Below are 19208 nucleotides of genomic sequence, written 5' to 3'. Positions count from 1 at the left end.
CGGGATGCAGGGCACAGAGGTGACCTGCGGCCCGACGGCGAGGGCGCGCCACGCGCGTCAGCGGCTCAGGTCGCGAGGCGACCCGGGGTCCTGACGGGTGTGCGGAGGCGGAGAGGCGTCAGCGGCGACGGGGGGTCAGCGACACAGCGCGCTGGCGACTCGACGAAGGTCGACGTCGCGGCGCTGGGTGAGCTGCCAGGCAGGCACGCTGACGAACACGAAGGTTCTCCCGGAACGGTGGGTTCTCGCTGACGAGGCGGGCAGATCGACGCCCGCGGCAACCGATCATACCCGTTCGTGGTCAACCACCCGGCGCCCGGTCCTATTCCGGACGCCGGAGGAGAGCGACGATCAGCCGTTCGGCGCGTCGAGGAACGCGTGCATCAGCGGGCCCGCGGTGACGGCGCCGCCGTCGCCCGTCTCGACGAACACCGCCACCGCGAGGTCGCCCTGGGTCGCGATCATCCACGCGTGGGACTGGCTGCCGTCGCCGTACTGGGCCGTGCCCGTCTTGGCGCCCGGCTCGCCCGGGAGGTCCTGGAGGACGGACGCCGAGCCCTCGGTGACGACGGCGCGCATGAGGCCGCGCAGCGTCGTCGCCTCCTCCTCCGTGAGGGTGCCCGCAGGCTCCTCGTCGGCGACGGTCTGCACGTCCGGGTGGACCATGACGGGGGACACCGTGTGCCCGGCGGCGACGCTCGCCGCGACCGTCGCCATCGCGAGCGGCGAGGCCTGGACCTTGCCCTGCCCGATCATCGACGCCGCGTGCTCGGTGCCCTGCGAGTCGGTCGGGACGTCGCCGAAGAACGCGGGCGCCCCCAGCTCGGACTCGACGCCCAGCCCGAGCGACGCCGCGGCGTCGTGCAGCGCCTGCTGCGTCACCGTGTCCCGCTGCCCGATCATCGCGGTGTTGCACGAGTTGGCGAACGCGGTGCGCAGCGGCACGTCGCCGAGGGCCGCCGTCGGGTAGCCCGGGACGTTCTGGAACTCGCGGCCGTCCACGGAGATCGTGGGCGGGCACGCGACCGTCGTGTCGGGCGTGAGCCCCGCGCGCAGCATCGCGAGCGTCGTCGCGACCTTGAACGTCGAGCCCGGCGCGTACTGTCCGGTCGTCGCGGTCGAGAGCCCTTCGCCCGCCGTCGAGCTCGCCGCGGCCAGCACCGCGCCCGTCGAGGGCTGGATCGCGACGATCGCGCTCGGTCCCTGCCCCGCCAGCACCGCCTCGGCCGCGACCTGCATGTCCGGCCGGAGGGTCGTGCTGAGCGGGATGCCGTCCACCGGGTCGACCGCGAAGACCTCCGTCGTCTCCCCCTCCGCGTCGCCCTCGCCCGGCACGACCTCGATCGACAGGCCCGGGACACCGCGGAGCTGCTCGTCGTACTGGCGCTGGAGGCCCGAGAGACCGACCTGGTCGCCCGCGGCGACCGCCCCCTCGGACTCCTCGACGATCTCCGCCGTCGCGTCCCCCACGCGCCCGAGGATGGGGCGCGCGAACTCGCGCGTCGGGGCGAGCGGCAGCTCGTCGTCGACCACGCGGACCCCGTCGACGCCGCGCGCCGCGTCGACGTCCACGCCCGCGGTGTCCTCGGTGCGCACCGTGATCGCCTCGACGAACGCCTTCTCCCCCGCCCCGGCGACGCGCTGCGCGTACTCCTCGGGGTCGAGCCCGACGACCGCGGCGAGCTCCCGTGCTGCGCGGTCCCACGCGCCCGAGGCGACGAGCGTCTTGTCGACGCCGATGCGGTACACCGGCCGGTCCTGGACGATCGGGACGTCGTCGGCACCGAGGATGCCCGCGCGCACGGCGGGCACGCGGTTCACCGCGATCCGGTCGCCCTGGCCGAGCTCGGGGACGAGCACGTCCGGCTCCCACACGACGTCCCACGCCCCGGGCCCGTCCTCCCCGTCGGCCGCCTCCGCGAACGACAGCTCGGCCGTCGTCGTGTACTCCCAGGCCTGCTCGCCCGCGACCTCCCAGCGGTAGGCGAGCGTCGCCGTCGCGCGGTCGCCCGCGTCGTCACCCTCCTCGACGACGTCCACCTGCGAGACCTCGACCGTGCGCTCGTACGGCGCGAGCGGCTCGAGCACGGCCTCGAGGTGGCCCTGGACGTCCGTGGCCGCGCCGTTGCGGAACTCCAGCCCGCTCACGTCGCCCGCCTGGATCGCGTGCGCGAGCGCGTCCGCCGCGTCCTGCGCCTCCGGCCGGTCGGGCGTGCAGGCCGCGAGCGGCAGGGCCAGGACGGGGGCGAGCGCCGCGGCGCTCGCCCAGCGCACGGCCCGGTGCCGGACCCGCGGCCGGCCCTGCGTGGTCGTCCGGCCGTGGTCGTGCGCGACGCTGCTCACTCGCTGCTCCCCTGCTCCGTGCCGTTCGGGACGGGAGGGACGCTACCCCACCCCCCGGACGTCCCGGACGCTCGGGACGAACCGGCCCGGTTCGTCCCCGGCTTCTTCACGTCCTGCCCGGCGGCCGCGACCGCGGGGCAGCCTCAGTCCGGGGTGACCGGGCTGATCGCGTACCAGAGGCGGATGCTCTCGTCGCCGCCCGGGCCGGGCTCGTGACTGATCTGCACGGAGGTCACGACGTCGCCGTTGGAGCCGTTGATCCCGGTCCGCTCGCGCGTCCCACCCGCGCGCGACGCGTCGAGCGACGCGGGCAGCTCGTCGAGCCAGCGGTCGACCTGGGAGCGGGGGAAGCCGAGGACCTCGGCGTCGGAGACGAGCTGGTCGTGGACCGCCTGCCCGCCGGACAGGGTGCGGAACACGTTGATCGTGCTCACGTAGCCGCGGCGCGGCTGGATCGTCAGCTCCTCGGCCGTCGTCGACCACGTCCCGTCGGGGAGGGTCAGCTCGACCTGCGCCGCGCCGTCGGGCACCTGCACGACGGCCTGCGACTCGCCCAGCCCCACGGACTCCGCGGTGATCGGCCTGCTCACGTCCCAGCGCATGGGCTCGCCCCTCTCGATGTCGTCGATCGTCGTCGTCCCGGCCTCGCCGCCCGACGACGCCCCGCCGGGCGCCGTGCTCGTCCCGCCCGGGGCCGTGGTCGCGTCGTCCGGGTCGCCGAACGTCACCGTGCACCCCGCCAGGGCGAGCGACCCGGCGAGCAGGACGACCGCGGCCCGCGCCGCCCGTCGCCGCCCGCCCGCTCCGAGCCGGCTCACTGGTCCACGTCCACGTCCCACTCGGTCAGTCTGTCAAGGATGCGGCCGATGCGGGCGGGGTTCGTGAGCCGGTAGTCGTCGATCCGGTCGGACACGTCGGTGCCGATGATCTGCGCGGCCTGGTCCGGGTGCTGCGTGACGAGCTGCTGGTACGCGGGCAGCGTGTCGTTCGAGATGTACTCCCAGCGGGTCCCCTGGTCGGCGATGTTGCCGCCCGGGAGCGGCGTCTCGACCGTCACGGTCCCCTGGACGGGGTTGTCGAACGAGATGCCCGTGAACGGGATGCCGAGGTTCTCCGGGCCGGGCGTCTCGACGCTCACCGTGAAGGGGTCGTACTGCGCGTACGTGCCCGCGCCCGGGATGGACGGCTCGCCGACGAGCGTCATGAGGTAGGTGAACGCCTCGCCCGTGACGGGGTGGCCGCGCATGGTCTGCCAGTCGTCCGCGATGATCTGGTTCTGCTCGCGCCACAGCAGCGCGGTGTTGCCGTCCGCGAGCGCCTGCGCGTCGCCGCCCCGCCCGGCCTCGATGTCCGCCCAGGCCTGGTACGCGGCGTCGTCGATGACGCCGGCCTCGAGCAGCCGCTCCATCTCCTCCATGCCGCCGTTCAGGTACGCCTCGTGCATGACGGCCTGGTCGACGAAGATCTCGCGCTGCATCGACAGGAACTGGTTCTCGTAGAACCCGAGCTCGGCGTCGGACATGGTCGCGATCGCCTCGAGCGCCGCGCGGTCGACGCCGGGCGGGAGCGCCTGGGCGCCGCTCGCGACGCCCTGCGCGAGCTGCCGCATCATGTCGAGGTCGAAGAATCCGGCGGCGAACGACGGCCCGATCATCGCGGCCATGCCGGCCCACTGCATCCACGGGTTGTCGAGGTAGAGCTCGCCGTAGTACGTGTAGACGCCCTCGATGATCTCGCGGTTGGCCGACGCCCCGGCGGACGGGTCCCAGTCGGCGAAGTCGAAGCCCGCCTCGGCGGCGGCGACGCGGGTCCAGTGCGCGACGGCGAGGTCGGAGAACCCCGGGGAGTCGGGGTCGACGCCGAGCCGCACGAGCTGCGCGTAGAGCGCGGCGACCTGGGCGTCCGTCGCGTTCTCGAGCCACTCCGCGCGCTCGCTCGCGTCCATCGCGGCGTACTCGCCGGGGGTCGGTGTGGGGACGGTCGGCTGCTGGCCGCCGGGGCCCGACGTCGGACCGCCGCCCGGTCCACCCGGGGCGCCACCGCCGTCGCTGCTCGCGGACTCTTGCTGGTCCGCGTCGGCGGCGAGCTGGTCCGCCGCGGTGTCGAGGAGGGTCGCGGTGGTGGCGAGCGAGGGGCCGAGGCTCGCGGCCCAGTCGCTGCGGAACTCCGCGGCGTCGGGGCCCTCCCAGCGGGTCGCGGCGTCGACGACGGACGTCACCTGCGCGCGGTGGGACCGCAGCGCGTCGGCGCCCGACCGCAGGCTCGACGCGAGCGCGCGCAGCGCCTGGACGTCGGCGCCCCACATGCCGCTCATGCCGTCTCCTCCCCGCACCTGCGCGTGTCCTCTCACGCGCACGTGTCGACAGCCGCGTCTGGACGGTCGCACGCCGACGCTACGCGGCACGGACGTTCGCCGCGATGGGGAGCACTGCCCATCCCGTGCGACCCGGCGACCCGCTGGGTCGGCGCCGTGCGGGGCGTGGCCGGGGCGGCCTTGCCTCAGCTCAGGCGGCGCTCGAGACGGACGGTGACCGTGTCGCCGACGTCCTTGCCGAGGCGCTTGCGCACGGCCGCGTTGAGCGACAGCATCAGGCCGCCGGAGCCGGTGGGCATCAGCCCGACGTTCCGCAGCGGCACGCCGTCGACGGTCGCGTCGACCCGGACGGACCGGAGCGAGCCGAAGAGGTCTCGCGCGTCGGGCACCTCGACGCAGGGCCAGGTGTCGCCCTTGACGTCGACGCCGACGGGCGCGGTGAACGTGCGGTCGAGGGCGACGGGGTCGAACGGCATGCGGTCCTCCGGAGGGTGGTGGGTCGTCGGTCGGTATGCCGACCGGTCGGCCGGCGCGGAGTCATCGGGCGGTTGCGTCTCGACGGCCGGCACGTCGCGCTCAGACCGCCGCGCGCACCGACTCCCCCATGCGCTCGACCGCCTCCGTGAGGACGTCGACGCCGGTCGCGAGGTTGAGGCGCACGTGCCCCTCTCCGCCGGGGCCGAACCGGCGCCCGTCCTCCAGCGCGACCCGCGCCCGGTCGAGGAACCAGCCGCGCGGGTCCTTCGCGGGCGCCGGGTCGGCGGCACCGGCGACCGGGTCGACGCCCGTCGCAGCGCCGTCGATCCTTCGACAGTCGAGCCACGCGAGGTACGTCGCCTCGCCGGGGCGGTAGCCGACCTCCGGCAGGTGCTCCCCGAGGAGGTCGGCGAGGAGCCACGCGTTGCGCTCGACGCCCGCGAGGACGGCGTCGAGCCATGCCTCGCCGTGGTCGAGCGCGGCGACGTGCGCGATCACGGACACGTGCTGCACGCCGTGGCTCGCCTCCTCCGGGATCCGGCGCAGGTCGTCGGCGACGGCCGGTCCCCCGACGGCCGCCGCAGCCTTGAGGCCCGGGAGGTTCCAGGCCTTGGACGCGGAGACGATCGCCACGGCCTGCTCCGATCCCGGGACGGCGAGGAGCGGCGTGTGGGTCGTCGCCGGGCGCCCGTCGAGCCCGGGGCGGGTGAGGGGCGCGTGGATCTCGTCCGCGACGACGCGCACCCCGTACCGGGCGGCGAGCGCGAGCCCCGCCTCGAGCTCGGCGGGCGTGTGGGTCGTGCCGGTGGGGTTCTGCGGGTTGCACACGAGCCAGACGGCGCGGCGCCCGCTCCCGGGGCCGCGCCCGTTCGCGGCGACGCCCGTCGCGTCGGCGAACGCGCGCTCGAGCGCGTCGAGGTCGAGCCGCCCGTCGGTGCCCAGCGGCGCGTCGACGACGCGCCGTCCCTCGTTCGCGGTGAAGCCGTAGAACGGCGGGTAGACCGGCGGGTTCACGACGACCGCGTCCCCCGGGGCCGTGAGCACGCGCAGCACCTCGACGATCGCGAGCATCACGTCGGGGAGCGTGCGCGACGTCGACGCGTCGAACGACCAGCCCCACCGTCGCGCCGCGAACCGCGCGTACGCCTCGCCGTAGGTGGTGCCGACGTCGTACCCCGTGTCGCCCGCGCGCAGCGCCGCCGTCACGGCGTCGACCACGGCCTCGCACGGCGCGACGTCCATCTCCGCGACGAACAGCGGCAGCACGTCAGGCTCGAACGCCCGCCACTTCACCGACGTCCGACGCCGCAGCTCGTCGAGCGTGAGGACGTCCAGGGGTGTGCGCATCGTGCTCCTCCCTCGGTGCCGAACCCGGGACGGCTCCTCAGCAAGTCGCCCGGGTGGGAGCGACCCCGGGTTCGGCGGGTCGACCCGGCCCACCCTAGGTCGTCCCCGGGGTCGCGGCAGCGGGGGCCGGCTCCTCCGCGGCGGCGTTCGCCGGGCTCGTCGCGAGGACGACGCAGCCGCCCACCGCGGCGAGCGTCGCGACCGCCGCGGGGGCGACCCAGCCCGACCGCACGACGTCGCCGAGCACGGCGAGCCCGACGATGCCCGGCACGAGCACCTCGAGGACGGACACGGTCGCGGCGACCGTGCCCACCGCACCGCGCTCGAGCGCGCGCAGGTACGCGAGCGCGCCCGCGACACCGCCGAGGACGATCGCGATCGCCAGCGGCTGGAGCACCGTGTCGAGCAGGTCACCGGACGCGTGGGCGCCGCGCGCGGCGACGGCGGCGACGGAGTAGCCCAGGCCGCCGAGCACGGCGAGGAGGACGGGGTGCCCGCGCCGGTAGGCGGCGGCGGTGCCCACAGCGACGGCGGCCCCGGCGACGTTGACCCAGGTCGCGAAACCCGCCGGCGGGTGCGTCGCGGGCTGCTCCCCCGCGGCGAGCGCGAGCACGACGAGCCCGGCCACCACGACGCCCATCGCCACGAGGTCCGTGCGGCGCAGCGTCGCGCCGAGCACGAGCCGCGCGAGCAGGACGACGACGACCAGCGACGCCGCGACGACGGCCTGCACGACGAACAGCGGCAGGTGGTCGAGGGCGAGGAGCGAGAGGAGCCACGCGACGCCGTCGACCAGGAGCCCGCCGATGACGAGCGGCTGCGCGACGGCCGCGAGGCCGTGCGCCCGACGCGTCGCGACCGCCTGCATGATCGTGCTCACCGCGTACAGGACGCTCGCCGTGACGGCGGCGAGCAGGGACAGGATCACGAGGCCTCGTCCGCGGGTGCCGCGGGTGCGGCCGTCGGCGCGGCAGGAGCGGCCTCCGTCGGCGCGGCGCCCACCCCGCGCAGGAACCGGCCGATCACGGGGATCTCCGTGACGCCCTCCGCCCCGGCCATGACGAGCGACTGCGCGGCGGCCTGCTCCGCCGAGTCGAGGACGACGTAGCGGCGCGTCCAGCCCGGGTCGAACTTGTCGTTGAACGTCGCGAGCGTCTCCACCTGCGTGCCCTCGGAGAACTTCTTGACGACCGGCCGCACGAGCTGGTCGAGCCGCGAGTCGCGCTCGCCCTCCATGAGCTCGCGCAGGACGGCGAAGTTGAGCCCCAGCCCACGCTGCCCCCGCGCGACGAGCTCCGCGATCGTCGCGACGATCGTCGCGTCCACGAGGCCGTTCGGCAGGTCGGGCACGTCGAGGCGGCGGCGCATGACGTCGAGCGACCAGCCGTCGATGTCGCTCGCGGGCACCCACTGGCAGAACGCGTCCACGCGCCCCTCGGAGGACCGGGTGACGGAGAGCATGAGCCCGGCGTCGTGCGGGTCGAACAGGCGCGAGAGCGTCATGGAGAACCCGCGCTCGTCCTCGCCGCGCCGGGACTCGTCGCTCATCGCGGAGATCTCGTCGCGCAGCGTGGGGTCGAGGGCCGTGGGGTCGTGGAACGTCGTCGTGTAGCCGGCGCGCGCGACGCGGTTCACGGCCTGGCGCAGCGACTTGTGGGCCTTGCCCTCAAGGGAGAACGACGGGCAGTCGACGGTCGCCTCGTCGCCGAGGTAGGCCGGGAGCAGACCCGACGCCTCGTACACGGGCAGCCACGGCTCCCCCGCCGCGACGACCGCGACCTTCCACCCGTTGCGCCCCACGTGGTCGAGGAACTCGGCCCAGACGAGCTCGCGCTCGTCGGCCGGGCACACCGGGTCGGGCGAGACGAGGCACACGCCGTTGCGCACCGAGTGCGCGACGACGCCGTGGCCGACGAAGAACCAGTCCTTGTCGTCGCGCAGCGCGAAGTAGTCGAGCGTGCCGCCCCCGTGGGCGGCCACGACGGCGCGCGCCTTCTCGCGCTCGGCGACGTGCTCGGCGGGCGTCGCGGGCTTGGGCGACCGCGGCGAGAGCAGCCACCAGAGCACGAGCACCACGAGCACGAGGTTGAGCACCGTCGCGACCGCGGCGAGCGCGCGCGCCGCGCTCTCCAGCTCGGCGTCGCCCGCGTCGCGCGCCGCGAGCACGACGGCGACGCCCACGACGACCAGGACGAGCGCGACGCCGATCGCGACGAGGAGCAGCACCGCCCGGCGCACCGCGCGCCGCGTCGGCAGCACCGGGAACGCGCGCCACTGCGTGAGGAGCCACCCAACGGCGAGCAGCACCACGACGGCCGGCAGGGCGTGACGGTGGTGCAGGAGGTGGGCGACGGCCGTGACCCCCAGCACCACGCACGTGACGAGCCAGGACAGCCGGTGCCCGTTCCGCAGCCCGCGCGCCGTGAGGAACAGGACCACCGCGACGAGCAGGATGCTCGACGCGTGGCTGCCCGCCTCGAGCCCCGGGATCAGGTCTTGGTAGAGCGAGAGCCGAACCCACAACCGCCGCGCCACGAGGCCCACGAGCGAGAGGACCGCCAGCACCACGACGACGGTCGCGGCGACCCGGCGCACGCGGACGCGGTGTCGCTGGGCCGCGAGCGGGGAGTGTCGACCGGTCGCGACGAGCGCGGCGTGCGGCGCGGACCGTGACGCGCCGGACGACGCGCTCGGGGACTGGCTCGGCGGCGCGCTCGGGCGGGGGGTCTCGTCGGGCACGCTCCGATCATCCGCCAGGCCCGGCCTGAGCGCGCGGGCGGCCGGCTCCCGGGACGCGACGACGTCGCGAGCCCCGAGAGGCCAGGCACCGGATCCATCAGTCGGCGGGGAGGATCAGGCGTCGTCGCGCGCGGGCGACGACGACCGTCCGCCGCGCGCGTGGGCGGGCCGCTCGTCGTCGTGCACCCAACGCCAGACGCGCGTGACGACGAACCACACCACCGCGGCCGCGACGACCGCGATGACGACCTTCTGCAGCACGCTGGCGTACTCCTCCACGACGTGCCACTGCTCGCCGAGCGCGTACCCGGCGTAGACGAAGATCGTGTTCCACACCGCGCTGCCCGCGGCGGTGAGCGCGGTGAACTTCCACAGCGGCATGCGCTCGACCCCGGCCGGGATCGAGATGAGGCTACGGAAGATCGGGATGAAGCGGCCGAAGAAGACCGTCGCGCCACCGTGCTTGAGGAAGAACTGCTCGGTGCGGTCGACGTCCGCGACCTTGACGAGCGGCAGCCGCTCCGCGATCCAGCGCGTGCGCTCGCGCCCGATGATCGCTCCCACGGCGTAGAGCGCGAGGGCCCCGACGATCGACCCGGCCGTCGTCCAGACGATCGCCTCGACAAGCCCGAAGCTGCCCTGGCTCGCGGTGAAGCCCGCGAGCGGCAGGATGATCTCGCTCGGCAGGGGCGGGAACAGGTTCTCGAGCGCGATCGCGATGGCGGCGCCGACCGGGCCGAGCGTCTCCATGAGGTTCACGGCCCAACCCGCCACGCCGTCGAGCGCGGGCTCCGCCGTCGACGCGGCGGGCAGGGCGGCCGAGAGGGCGGCGGAGAGTCCGGAGGGCATGGTTCACGAGCCTAGGCGAGCGACCGGGTGCCCGAGGGCCGATGAGTTCGAGAGCGTGTGGAGGTCTCGTGGGGGAGCGCCGGGATCGCCCGGCCGGCCCGGAGGAGGAGCGCATGCGGATCACCACGACGGTCGAGGCGAGCGGCGGCACGACGACGGGCCTGCCCGTCCCGGAGGACGTCGCGCTGTCCTTCGGGCGGGGGCGCAAGGTCCCGGTCCTCGTGACGATCGGCGACCACAGCTACCGCTCCTCGCTCGTGTTCTACCGGGGTCAGTTCGTCGTCTCGCTGAGCGCGGCCAACCGGGAGGCGGCGGGGGTCGCGGCGGGGGACGAGGTGGAGGTCGACCTCGAGGTCGACGACGCGCCGCGCACGGTCGACGTCCCGGACGACCTCGCCCGCGCGCTCGACGACGCCGGCGCACGGGAGTCGTTCGACGCCCTCTCGTTCTCGCGGCAGCGAGCGATCGTGGAGCCGGTGGCGTCGGCGAAGGCCGCCGAGACCCGGCAGCGCCGCATCGAGAAGGCGGTCGCGGCGCTCTCGTGAACGGCGTCTGTGCCGCGCGCTGCCCGTCACCCCGTCAGCCGACCGGCCCGGTCAGCCGCGGACGAGCGCGTCGATCTGCCGCACCGGGCCCCAGGCGCCCGCCTCGCCGTTGGACACGACGACGACCGTCACCCCGGGCGCCCCGGCCGGCGGGAGACCGTCCGGGATGGGTCCGCCCGCGTCCGGGTAGTGGCGCAGCATCGCGCTCGACCCGGTGTTGATGCCCTCCTTGTACGCGGAGCGCACGGACCCGTCGGCGAGGAGCTCGAACTCGAGCCCGAACCCGTAGTGCACGCTCGCCGCGCGCTCGACCCCCTCAGCGTCCTTGTCGTCGGTCTCGTCCGTGTCGCCGTCGTCGTGCTTGACCTGCGGCGTGAGGAACGCGCGCGTGAGGTCGGGCGGCAGCAGCTCACCGCCGCGGACCGCGGACCAGAACCGTGCGAGGTCGCGCGCGGTGACGTGCGCTCCGCCGTCGGGCGAGCCGACGGGCGGGTAGGAGTAGATGTTCTGCCGCCAGCCGGTGACGGGCCCCTCGTCGTCCGGGCCCTCGTGGACCGGCTCCCAACCCTCCGCGACGTCGGGCTCGGCCTCGTCCATGCGGAAGAACCCGGAGCGGTCCATGCCCGCCCGCGCGAAGACGTGCTCGCGGACGTACTCGCGGTAGGTCGTCCCGGCGACCTTCTCCAGCGCGAGGCCCGCGAGGACGAACCCGACGTTGCAGTACCGGCACCCCTCCCCCGGCGGGAAGTTCGGCTCCTTGTGGACGAAGCCGGGCAGGAAGTCGGCCGTGCGCGTCACGGAGTAGCTCGGCCGGTCGACCCACAGCGCCTCGTACGACTCGCCGGCCTCCTCGTCGGCGTCGTCCGCGATGCCCGAGGTGTGCGTGAGCAGGTGCCGGACCGTCACCCCCCTCGGGATCGTCGTGCCCGCGAGGTCGACGTGGTCGTGGATGCGGTCGTCGAGCCCGAGCCGCCCCTCCCCGACCTGCTGGAGCACCGCGACGGCGGTGAAGAGCTTGGTCACGGACGCGACGTCGAACCGCGTGCTCGTGCGGACGGGGACGCCCCACCGGCGCGACGCGACGCCGTACGCGCGCTCGAACAGCGGGTGGCCGTCGCGCTCGATCCGCACGACGCCGGAGAACGCGTCGGCGTCGGCCGCCGCCCGCAGGCGCGTGTCGAGGGCGGAGAGGGCGGCGTCGTCGAGCGCGGTCATGCCCCGACGGTAGGCGCCGCGCTGCGCCGACCGCCAGGACTTTGCGGCCCGTCCCGGGCGACCTCGCAGGTGGGAGCGCTGTCAGAGTACGGTCGCCGTATGGCGACCTCGACGACCCCCGCGCTCGGCGTGATCCTGCCGCGCGAGCTCCCCGCCGACCAGATCGTGCCGTTCGCGCGCCGCGCCGAGGAGGTGGGCCTCGACGAGGTGTGGGTCGTCGAGGACCTGACGTTCCACGGCGGGATCGCGCAGGCCGCGACCGTCCTCGCCGCGACGCAGCGCCTCACCGTCGGCATCGGGATCCTCCCCGCCGCGACGCGCGCGCCGTCGACCGCCGCGATGGAGGCCGCGACCCTCGCCGCCCTGCACCCCGGCCGTCTGCACCTGGGGCTCGGGCACGGCATGCCCGCGTGGATGCGGCAGATCGGCGTCTGGCCCGCGAGCCCGCTCGCGATGCTCGAGGAGACGACGTCGGCCGTGCGCGCGCTGCTGCACGGCGAGCGCGTCTCCGTCTCGGGCCGGTACGTCACGATCGACGAGGTCGCGCTGCACGCGCCGCCCGCCTCGCCGCCGCCAGTGCTCGCCGGGGTGCGCGGCCCGCGCTCGCTCGAGGTCTCGGGCCGCGTCGCCGACGGGACGATCCTCGACATGCCCGTGACCCCGGAGTACCTGGCCGTCGCGCGCACCGCGATCGACGCGGGGCGCGCGAGCGCCGGCGACGCGGCCCCGCCCGAGCACCGCGTCGTCGCCTTCGCCATCGGCGCGGTGCACGACGACGTCGCGACCGCCCGCACGATCGTCCGGCCGCACCTCGCCGTCCTGGGCGAGGCCGACTGGTCGGCGCAGATCGACCCGCTGCCGTTCGCCGCCGACTTCCGCGCCCTGCGCGACGCGAGCGACACCCCCGAGGCCTTCGCCGCCGCGATGCCGGACGCGTGGGTCGACGCGCTTGCCGTCGTCGGTCCGCCCGATGCCTTCCGCGCCCGGCTCGACGAGCTCGGCGCGGGCGGGGTGTCGAGCGTCGTGCTCGTCGCGACGAGCCCCGACCCGGCCCGCCCGGACGACCCGTTCGCGGCGCTCGACGCGCTGGAGGCGGTGGCGCACACCGCTCAGTAGCGCCAGGCGCGCATGTCCTCCTGGTACGTGCGCTGCACGGTCGGGGACAGCAGGGTCGACGGCGGCAGGTCGCGCGGCGGGTTGTCGGCGGGCAGGTGCGTGGTCGCGGCGAGCGACGCCGCGTCGTGGAACCGCAGGCCCTCGGGGAGCGGCGTGCGCGCGAAGAGCCCGGGGACGTCGTCGGGCTCCCCGGCCCCGGGTGCAGCCCCGCCCGGCGCGAGGGAGAGCGCGAAGCCCCACTCGCCGAACGACGGGACGTTGACCGTGAGCGGCACGACGGCTCGGTCCGGTGCTGCGGCGCGGACGGTGGACACGACCTGCCAGAACGCGTCGGGCGTGAAGTAGGTGGACGTCGCCTGGGTCGCGAACGCCCCGCCCGGCCGCAGGTGCGCCGCGACCATGCCGTAGAACTCCTGCGAGTACAGCTTGGCGACGCGCTCGGTCGACGGGTCGACGAGGTCGACCAGCACGACGTCGAACGTCCGAGGCGTGTCCTCGACCCACCGGAAGGCGTCGGCGTTGACGACGCTCACGCGCGGGTCGTCGAGCGCGTGCCCGTTGAGGTCGGTGAGGAGCCGGTTGTCGCGCGCGAGGTCGGTCACCGCGGGGTCGAGGTCGACGAGCGTGACCTCCTGCACCGACTCGTACCGCAGCACCTCGCGCGCGAGGAGCCCGTCGCCGCCGCCGAGGATCGCGACGGACGCGGGCGCGGCGACGGACGTCATCGCCGCGTGCGCGAGGGTCTCGTGGTAGCGGGCCTCGTCGACGGAGGAGAACTGGAGCTGGTTGTCCAGGTACAGGCGGGTGTCGCCGCGGTACTCGGTGACGACGACCTGCTGGTACGCGCTGCGCTCCTGCGCCACGACCGGGTCCTGGTACATGCCCGCGCTGATGCGCGTCTCGAGCCATGACGACGCGGCGAACCCGGCGAGGAGGACGACGAGCGTCCCGGCGGCGAGCGCGGTCCACCGCGGCGGGTGGCCCATGCGCGCGAGCATGAACGCCGCGACGGCGACGTTGAGCACCGCGACCGCGAACGCGGTGCGGACGAGCCCGAGGTACGGCAGCAGGAGGAACGGGAACAGCAGGGACGCCGCGAGCGCCCCGAAGTAGTCGAGCGCGAGCACCTTCGACAGCAGCGAGACGGACCCCTCGCTCCCCCGCTCCTTGAGGACCGCGACGAGCAGCGGGATCTCGACACCGATCGCCGTGCCGATCGCGAGCGAGAGCACGACGAACACGACCCACGCGAGCTCGGTCTGGGCGTACGCCCAGAACAGGGCGAGCACGGACGTGCCGCCCAGGAGCGAGAGCACGAGCTCGTTGCGCACGAAGCTCAGCCCCGCGGTGCGCTGGAGCCGCGGCGCGAGGAGCGAGCCGAGGCCCATGCCGAACAGCGTGAGCCCCGTCGCGACGGAGAACGCGACGACGGAGTCGCCGAACAGGTACGAAGCCGCCGTCCCGAGGATGAGCTCGTAGACGAGGCCGCCGACGGCGACGAGCAGCGCGGCGGCGAAGACCGTCGGCCGGTCCATCGGGCGTGTGCGGCCGGTCCGCCCGGCCGGGGGCGCGGCGGCGCCCGAGTCGTCCGCGGCGGTCTCGGGCGGGCGGCCGGGCGGGAGCTCCTGCTGGTCGAGCACGGTCAGGAGCTGATCGTCCCCGCGATGATGAGGCCGATCGCGACGGCGAGGCCCGCGATCATCACGCCGAACGCGACGTTGTGCTCGTCGACGAGCTCGCGGTGGAGGTTGAGCCGGAACACCTTGTTCGCGACCACGAGCGTGACCAGCAGCAGGACGATGCCGAGCGCCGAGTACAGGATGGTCGAGAAGAAGGACCAGAGGAACGCCAGCGGGGCGGCGGCGGTTGCGATCACGGTGTCTCCCGGGGTCAGGTCGTGGGACGGGCGGTCGGGCGTACGGGTTCGACGAGGGGTTCGACGGGCGAGCGGGTCACTTGCCGAGCCCGCCGCCCCCGCCGCCGTAGACGGTGCGGCGCACGCACGTGCCGTCCTGCTCGGTGGTGGTCACCTCGCCGGACGGTGCGACGGTCTCGACGGTCCGGGGCGTGCACGAGCCGTCACCCGTCGCGGCGCGCGCCGTGCACGAGGCGGCGAGCCCGACGAGCACGACGGCGGCGACCGCGAAGGCCACGAACCGGCCCCCGGGGAGCGTGCGCGGCGCGACCCGGCGCCCGAACAGGCGACGCTGCTCCGCGACGTCGATGCGCCGGCCGCGGTACACGGCGGTCACGGGGCCGAGCGGGCCGGTCGTGCGCTCGATCGAGACGACCGTCCCGTGGGCCGAGAGGTCGACGTACTCGACCTGCTGCCCCACGACGAACGGCTCGGCGAACTGCCCCTCGACGTGCTCGACCCGGCCCGTCCCGCGCTCGCGCACGACGAGCGAGTACTGCCGCCCGTCGAGGCGCAGGCCGAGGGTGCGCCCGGTGTGCAGCGCCGAGAGGTCGACGACCGGAGGCCACGCCTCGGTCGGGTGCAGGAGCGTGACGTCGCGCGTGTCGTGGTCGTACTCGATCCAGACGTCCGAGCCGTCGTGGGCGAGGAGCTGCCACTCCTCCCACGTGAACGTCGTGCCGCCGTGCACGGTCGACAGGACGGCGACGGCGCGCGGCGTCGCGCGGTGGGGCGACGTGCCGACGAGGTCCTCGCCCACGCGCAGCGCGAGCCGGGGGCGCGTCCGGCTCACACGAGGCTCCGCACGGCGACGTCGGCCGCGCCCAGCGCGTCGGCGAGCAGGGCGCGCACGTCGTCCGTGAAGGTGGCGGACGCCGGGGCCCGGCAGGTCGTGAGGGTCAGGTAGGCGGTCCCGAGCTCGGGCCACGTGTGCACGGCGAGGTGCGACTCGGCGAGCAGGATCACGACGCTCGTGCCCTGGGGCTCGAACCGGTGCGACGCCTCGCCGAGCGGCGTCATGCCCGCGTGCCGGACGATCGCGTCGAGGCACCCGCGGACGGTCGGGTCGTCGTCGAGCAGCGCGGGGTCCGCGCCCGTCACGTCGAAGACGTGGACGAGGTTGCGCTGCACGCCCGGTCCCCCTGTCGCGCTCCTCGGTCCGTGGGCCGCACGCGGGTGAGCCGCCCGCGGTCCGGTGGCCGCGCCGTCGGGCCGCGCACACCCTAGCCGACGGGCGCCGCCCGCCGGCCGGCGCCTCCGCGACGCGAGACCCGAGGTCGACGGTGGCGGGGACCGCTCAGTCCGGCCGTGCCGGGCCGTCCACACAGGAGTCAGGTCCATCTCGACGAGGAGGCCATCATGGCCGTGCAGCTCAGCCCCTACCTGAACTTCGACGGCGACGCCCGTGAGGCCGTCGAGTTCTACGGCACCGTGTTCGGCGTCGCGCCGGACATCAGCACCTACGACTCGATCGGCCCGGTGGACGACCCGGCGCAGGCGAAGAAGGTGATGCACTCCCAGCTCCCGATCGAGGGCGTCGGGACGCTCATGGCGTCGGACGTGCCGCCGGGGACGACGCTCACGGACCACGCGTCGGTCGCGCTGTTCGGCGGTCCCGACGACCGCGAGCGCCTCCGCGCGTGGTTCGCCGCGCTGTCCGACGGCGCGAAGGAGGTCATGGCGATGGAGACGGCGCCGTGGGGAGACGAGTTCGGCATGCTCACCGACCGGTTCGGGGTCGGGTGGCTGGTGAACGTCGCCGGCGACGCGGCGCCCTGACCGGGGCGCGCCGGTCCGGTCGCCCTCAGGCCTGCGGCGCGAACTCGGAGAGGGTCAGGCCGGCGCCCTGCGGGTCGCGCACGGTCGCGTGTCGCGCCCACGGGTCTTCCGTCGTCGCGAGCACGGTCGCTCCCGCGTCCCGGGCGGCGTCGACCGCGGCGTCCCGGTCCGCGACGGCGAACGCGACGGACCAGCGTGCCGGGCCGTCGTCGGGCACGATCCCGGCGACGGCGTCCGCGAAACCGGGCGGGGCGAAGCCCTCCTGGCGCTCGTGGATGCCCGGGTCGGACGTCCGCGCGAGGTGGTCGCCGTAGCCGGGCACGCGGGCCATCCCGGCTGCGAGGTCGGGGTCGACCTCCCACCCGAGCAGCGCGCCGTAGAAGGCGAGCGCGGTCGCAGGGTCGGGCGTGAGGACGTTGCTGAAGTTCCACGTGCCGGGCTCGTTGACGCGCTGCGCGCCGGGACGGGAGCCCGCCTGCCACAGCCGGCTCTCGACCCCCTGCGGGTCGCGCACCGTCGCGGCGCGACCGTCAGGCTGGTCGGCCGGCCCCACGTCGGCGGGAGGCTCGAGGACCGCGCCGCCGAGGGCGACGACGCGACCGGCGGCGGTGTCGACGTCGTCGACCGCGACGGAGGTGACCCAGCGGGCGGTGTCGAGGCCGGTCACGCCCGCGACCGCGGCGACCGCCGTCCCGTCGGTGCCGTCGAGGGATGCGACGACGTACCTCGTGCCCCCGCGCGGGGGCTGCTCGACGAACCGCCACCCGAAGAGCTCCCCGTAGAACGCGGCCGTCGCGCCGACGTCGCGCGTCTCGACCTCGACCCAGCACGGGACGCCGTGCGGGTACGTGCGCTGCGTGACCATCGTGGCTCCATCGGCTCGGCGTCGGAGGTGAGCGAGCAGGCGACCGCACCAGCGTGGCACCGAGGGCATCGGCTCGCACCCGTGGCCCGTGGCCCGCGAGCGCCCGCCCGGGCGTCGGGCGGGCGGCAAGCGTCCCAGGGAGCGAGCGGAACGAGTGGCACGTATCGTCGTCCCGCTCACGAGACGGGAGACCTTCCACCATGGAGGACGGAGTGACCGGAGGCGTCCAGATCGAGGACGACGCGCGGCACTGGGTGATGTGGGGAGAGATCGACTTCTCCGTCGCCCACGCGGTCAAGGAGCGCCTCGCCGCGACGATCGGCCACCGGCCGTGGACCATCGACCTCTCGCGGGTCACGTTCATGGACTCCGGCGGCCTCCACCTCGTCCTCATGGGGACGCGGACGGGGTACCGTCCCCGGCTCCTGCGCACGCCGGGGCACGTGCTCCAGCTGCTCGAGTTCAGCGGGGCGCTCGATCTCGTCGAGCTCGTCGAGACCGCCACGGACGCCCCGGACCCGGAGCCTCCGCTCGAGCGCTCTGCCGGCTGAGCAGCGCGTCCCCCTCCCGCCACCCTGGACAGGACACCCGATGAGAGCGTGGACACCCACGACCGAGATGGTCCGACAGCTGTACGTCGCCGGGCGCGAGTCTCGCAGCCCCGCCGAGACGCTGCGCATGCACCCGGACGAGATCGCCGCGGAGTTCGACCGCTGGCTCGACTCCCTCCGCACGACCGCCGGCCAGCCGCCCGTGGCGACGGGCCTTCCCGACGCGTCGTGACGGCGGGGCCGTCCGCGTGCGAGCCCGGCCGGACCCTGCCATGCTGACGGTCCTGGGGGCAAAACTCGCACAGCAGACAAAAGGGAGAAATCCATGGGTTGGCTCGCGTACATCGTCCTCGGTCTCGTCGCCGGTCTCATCGCGCGTGCGGTGCTGCCGGGAAAGCAGACGGGCTCGCTGATCATCACGATCCTGCTGGGCATCCTCGGGGCGCTGCTCGGTGGGTGGCTCGGCTCGGTGTTCTTCGGTACGCCGCTGGGTGACCTGGGCGACTTCCGGACCTGGCTCCTCGCGATCCTCGGCTCGCTGATCACGCTCGGGATCTACGGCGCGGTCACCAAGGGGAACCGACGCAACGCCTGACGGGCACCGACCGACCGGGGGACTTCATGGACGACCTGCCGACCATCGCCGTCCCGACCGACGACGACGAGCTCACCACCTCCCACCCGCCCGCGGGCTACCGCCCCGTCCGGGAGTGGGTGCTGAGCACGACCGAGGGGCTCTCGGCCCTGCGTTCCGGAGTGGTCCAGGCCCTGGAGGCGGAGGGCGTGGCCACGACCGGGCGGCTGTCCGCCACCCCCGACACGCTCGTCCTCATCGCGTCGGAGCTCGCGACCAACGCACTGCGTCACGGGCTGCCGCCGACGATCGTGCGGCTCGCTCGGACCGACGACCGGTTCCTCCTCGAGGTCGCCGACCACGACGTCTCGCACGAGCCGGTCTACGCCGGGCGTCGCATCCCGGGCGCCGGCGGCGTCGGTCTCCACATGGCGCGCCAGCTCTCGCTGGACGTCGGGTGGTACCGCACCGAGACCGTCAAGACCGTCTGGGCGACGTTCGCCGCCTGACCGACGGCCTCCTGCACGACACGACGCCAGGCCCGCCTCGTCCGGAGAACCGGACGAGACGGGCCTGGCG

General features: G+C 74.8%; 22 protein-coding genes. 7 read left to right on the top strand and 15 right to left on the bottom strand.

The window, feature by feature from the left end:
* Positions 1–135: 135 nt before the first annotated feature.
* The 9 genes from FB00_RS23195 to FB00_RS04820 form a co-directional block, all read right to left on the bottom strand.
* On the bottom strand, positions 136–207 hold the full coding sequence (locus FB00_RS23195) for a putative leader peptide (RefSeq protein ID WP_369799778.1): 72 nt from the start codon (positions 205–207) through the stop codon (positions 136–138).
* A gap of 144 nt (positions 208–351) precedes the next feature.
* On the bottom strand, positions 352–2343 hold the full coding sequence (locus FB00_RS04855; RefSeq protein ID WP_231581724.1) for a penicillin-binding transpeptidase domain-containing protein: 1992 nt from the start codon (positions 2341–2343) through the stop codon (positions 352–354).
* Positions 2344–2486: 143 nt separating this feature from the next.
* Positions 2487–3161, bottom strand: a complete 675-nt coding sequence (locus tag FB00_RS04850; protein ID WP_047231765.1) for a hypothetical protein — start codon at positions 3159–3161, stop codon at positions 2487–2489.
* Positions 3158–4657 carry a hypothetical protein gene (locus tag FB00_RS04845; RefSeq protein ID WP_047231764.1) on the bottom strand — a complete coding sequence of 500 codons (1500 nt, stop codon included), beginning with the start codon at positions 4655–4657 and terminating at the stop codon, positions 3158–3160. Before FB00_RS04845 ends, FB00_RS04850 begins: the two co-directional genes overlap by 4 nt.
* 185 nt (positions 4658–4842) lie before the next feature.
* The gene (locus FB00_RS04840) at positions 4843–5133 is read right to left on the bottom strand and encodes a DUF1905 domain-containing protein (RefSeq protein WP_047231763.1); all 291 of its coding nucleotides are present in this window, start codon (positions 5131–5133) and stop codon (positions 4843–4845) included.
* Between the two features lie 100 nt (positions 5134–5233).
* Positions 5234–6481, bottom strand: coding sequence for a MalY/PatB family protein (locus tag FB00_RS04835; protein ID WP_047231762.1), 1248 nt, complete (start codon positions 6479–6481; stop codon positions 5234–5236).
* A gap of 94 nt (positions 6482–6575) precedes the next feature.
* On the bottom strand, positions 6576–7409 hold the full coding sequence (locus tag FB00_RS04830) for a hypothetical protein (protein WP_052877447.1): 834 nt from the start codon (positions 7407–7409) through the stop codon (positions 6576–6578).
* Positions 7406–9220, bottom strand: coding sequence for a bifunctional lysylphosphatidylglycerol flippase/synthetase MprF (locus FB00_RS20945; RefSeq protein ID WP_052877446.1), 1815 nt, complete (start codon positions 9218–9220; stop codon positions 7406–7408). The genes FB00_RS04830 and FB00_RS20945 overlap by 4 nt, the downstream gene beginning before the upstream one ends.
* 114 nt (positions 9221–9334) lie before the next feature.
* On the bottom strand, positions 9335–10069 hold the full coding sequence (locus FB00_RS04820) for a DedA family protein (RefSeq protein WP_047231761.1): 735 nt from the start codon (positions 10067–10069) through the stop codon (positions 9335–9337).
* Positions 10070–10182: 113 nt separating this feature from the next.
* Between FB00_RS04820 and FB00_RS04815 the strand changes: the two genes are divergently transcribed.
* Positions 10183–10614 carry a YdeI/OmpD-associated family protein gene (locus FB00_RS04815; RefSeq protein ID WP_047231760.1) on the top strand — a complete coding sequence of 144 codons (432 nt, stop codon included), beginning with the start codon at positions 10183–10185 and terminating at the stop codon, positions 10612–10614.
* Positions 10615–10665: 51 nt separating this feature from the next.
* Here the strand turns inward: FB00_RS04815 and FB00_RS04810 are convergent, their stop codons facing one another.
* Positions 10666–11829: a serine hydrolase domain-containing protein gene (locus FB00_RS04810; RefSeq protein ID WP_047231759.1), complete on the bottom strand. Its 1164-nt coding sequence runs from the start codon at positions 11827–11829 to the stop codon at positions 10666–10668.
* A 99-nt stretch (positions 11830–11928) separates the two neighbouring features.
* Here FB00_RS04810 and FB00_RS04805 point away from each other — a divergent pair, with 99 nt between their 5' ends.
* On the top strand, positions 11929–12945 hold the full coding sequence (locus tag FB00_RS04805) for an LLM class flavin-dependent oxidoreductase (RefSeq protein WP_047231758.1): 1017 nt from the start codon (positions 11929–11931) through the stop codon (positions 12943–12945).
* Here FB00_RS04805 and FB00_RS04800 read toward each other — a convergent pair.
* From FB00_RS04800 to FB00_RS22275, 4 genes are all read right to left on the bottom strand, one after another.
* A complete protein-coding gene (locus FB00_RS04800; RefSeq protein ID WP_231581723.1) occupies positions 12939–14585 on the bottom strand; it encodes a polyamine aminopropyltransferase in 1647 nt (548 codons plus the stop codon). The genes FB00_RS04805 and FB00_RS04800 overlap by 7 nt on opposite strands.
* Positions 14586–14587: 2 nt before the next feature.
* Positions 14588–14821: a DUF350 domain-containing protein gene (locus tag FB00_RS04795; protein ID WP_047231757.1), complete on the bottom strand. Its 234-nt coding sequence runs from the start codon at positions 14819–14821 to the stop codon at positions 14588–14590.
* 76 nt (positions 14822–14897) lie between these two features.
* Positions 14898–15653 (bottom strand): DUF4178 domain-containing protein, encoded by a 756-nt coding sequence (locus tag FB00_RS04790; protein WP_047231756.1) that lies wholly within the window; start codon positions 15651–15653, stop codon positions 14898–14900.
* Positions 15650–15991, bottom strand: a complete 342-nt coding sequence (locus FB00_RS22275) for an S-adenosylmethionine decarboxylase family protein (RefSeq protein ID WP_047231755.1) — start codon at positions 15989–15991, stop codon at positions 15650–15652. Before FB00_RS22275 ends, FB00_RS04790 begins: the two co-directional genes overlap by 4 nt.
* A 228-nt stretch (positions 15992–16219) precedes the next feature.
* On the opposite strand from FB00_RS22275, the gene FB00_RS04780 reads away from it, so the two are divergent.
* Positions 16220–16639, top strand: coding sequence for a VOC family protein (locus tag FB00_RS04780; protein ID WP_047231754.1), 420 nt, complete (start codon positions 16220–16222; stop codon positions 16637–16639).
* 25 nt (positions 16640–16664) lie between these two features.
* On the opposite strand, the gene FB00_RS04775 is transcribed toward FB00_RS04780, so the two are convergent.
* Positions 16665–17504: a VOC family protein gene (locus FB00_RS04775; protein WP_047231753.1), complete on the bottom strand. Its 840-nt coding sequence runs from the start codon at positions 17502–17504 to the stop codon at positions 16665–16667.
* A 200-nt stretch (positions 17505–17704) separates the two neighbouring features.
* Here FB00_RS04775 and FB00_RS04770 point away from each other — a divergent pair, with 200 nt between their 5' ends.
* The 4 genes from FB00_RS04770 to FB00_RS04760 all read left to right on the top strand — a co-directional run bounded on the left by FB00_RS04770 (position 17705) and on the right by FB00_RS04760 (position 19138).
* Positions 17705–18055, top strand: coding sequence for an STAS domain-containing protein (locus tag FB00_RS04770; protein WP_082141000.1), 351 nt, complete (start codon positions 17705–17707; stop codon positions 18053–18055).
* 40 nt (positions 18056–18095) lie between these two features.
* Complete coding sequence (locus FB00_RS21930) at positions 18096–18287, top strand: hypothetical protein (protein WP_144425397.1); 192 nt, start codon at positions 18096–18098, stop codon at positions 18285–18287.
* 93 nt (positions 18288–18380) lie between these two features.
* Positions 18381–18650, top strand: a complete 270-nt coding sequence (locus FB00_RS04765) for a GlsB/YeaQ/YmgE family stress response membrane protein (protein ID WP_047231751.1) — start codon at positions 18381–18383, stop codon at positions 18648–18650.
* Positions 18651–18676: 26 nt separating this feature from the next.
* The gene (locus FB00_RS04760) at positions 18677–19138 is read left to right on the top strand and encodes an ATP-binding protein (protein WP_047231750.1); all 462 of its coding nucleotides are present in this window, start codon (positions 18677–18679) and stop codon (positions 19136–19138) included.
* Positions 19139–19208 lie beyond the last annotated feature (70 nt).

Origin of the sequence: Cellulosimicrobium funkei, from assembly GCF_001019615.1 — a bacterium.
In the GTDB taxonomy this organism is placed as follows: Bacteria; Actinomycetota; Actinomycetes; order Actinomycetales; family Cellulomonadaceae; genus Cellulosimicrobium; species Cellulosimicrobium cellulans_E.
Note: the sequence above shows the minus strand (reverse complement) of the source record. Positions and strands in the feature narration are given on the sequence as shown.

Coding starts and splice junctions, on each gene's coding strand:
- FB00_RS04845 (WP_047231764.1), bottom strand. CDS start 4,657: ATGAGCGGCATGTGGGGCGCCGACGTCCAGGCGCTGCGCGCGCTCGCG.
- FB00_RS04840 (WP_047231763.1), bottom strand. CDS start 5,133: ATGCCGTTCGACCCCGTCGCCCTCGACCGCACGTTCACCGCGCCCGTC.
- FB00_RS04835 (WP_047231762.1), bottom strand. CDS start 6,481: ATGCGCACACCCCTGGACGTCCTCACGCTCGACGAGCTGCGGCGTCGG.
- FB00_RS04820 (WP_047231761.1), bottom strand. CDS start 10,069: ATGCCCTCCGGACTCTCCGCCGCCCTCTCGGCCGCCCTGCCCGCCGCG.
- FB00_RS04815 (WP_047231760.1), top strand. CDS start 10,183: ATGCGGATCACCACGACGGTCGAGGCGAGCGGCGGCACGACGACGGGC.
- FB00_RS04810 (WP_047231759.1), bottom strand. CDS start 11,829: ATGACCGCGCTCGACGACGCCGCCCTCTCCGCCCTCGACACGCGCCTG.
- FB00_RS04805 (WP_047231758.1), top strand. CDS start 11,929: ATGGCGACCTCGACGACCCCCGCGCTCGGCGTGATCCTGCCGCGCGAG.
- FB00_RS04780 (WP_047231754.1), top strand. CDS start 16,220: ATGGCCGTGCAGCTCAGCCCCTACCTGAACTTCGACGGCGACGCCCGT.
- FB00_RS04775 (WP_047231753.1), bottom strand. CDS start 17,504: ATGGTCACGCAGCGCACGTACCCGCACGGCGTCCCGTGCTGGGTCGAG.
- FB00_RS04770 (WP_082141000.1), top strand. CDS start 17,705: ATGGAGGACGGAGTGACCGGAGGCGTCCAGATCGAGGACGACGCGCGG.
- FB00_RS21930 (WP_144425397.1), top strand. CDS start 18,096: ATGAGAGCGTGGACACCCACGACCGAGATGGTCCGACAGCTGTACGTC.
- FB00_RS04765 (WP_047231751.1), top strand. CDS start 18,381: ATGGGTTGGCTCGCGTACATCGTCCTCGGTCTCGTCGCCGGTCTCATC.
- FB00_RS04760 (WP_047231750.1), top strand. CDS start 18,677: ATGGACGACCTGCCGACCATCGCCGTCCCGACCGACGACGACGAGCTC.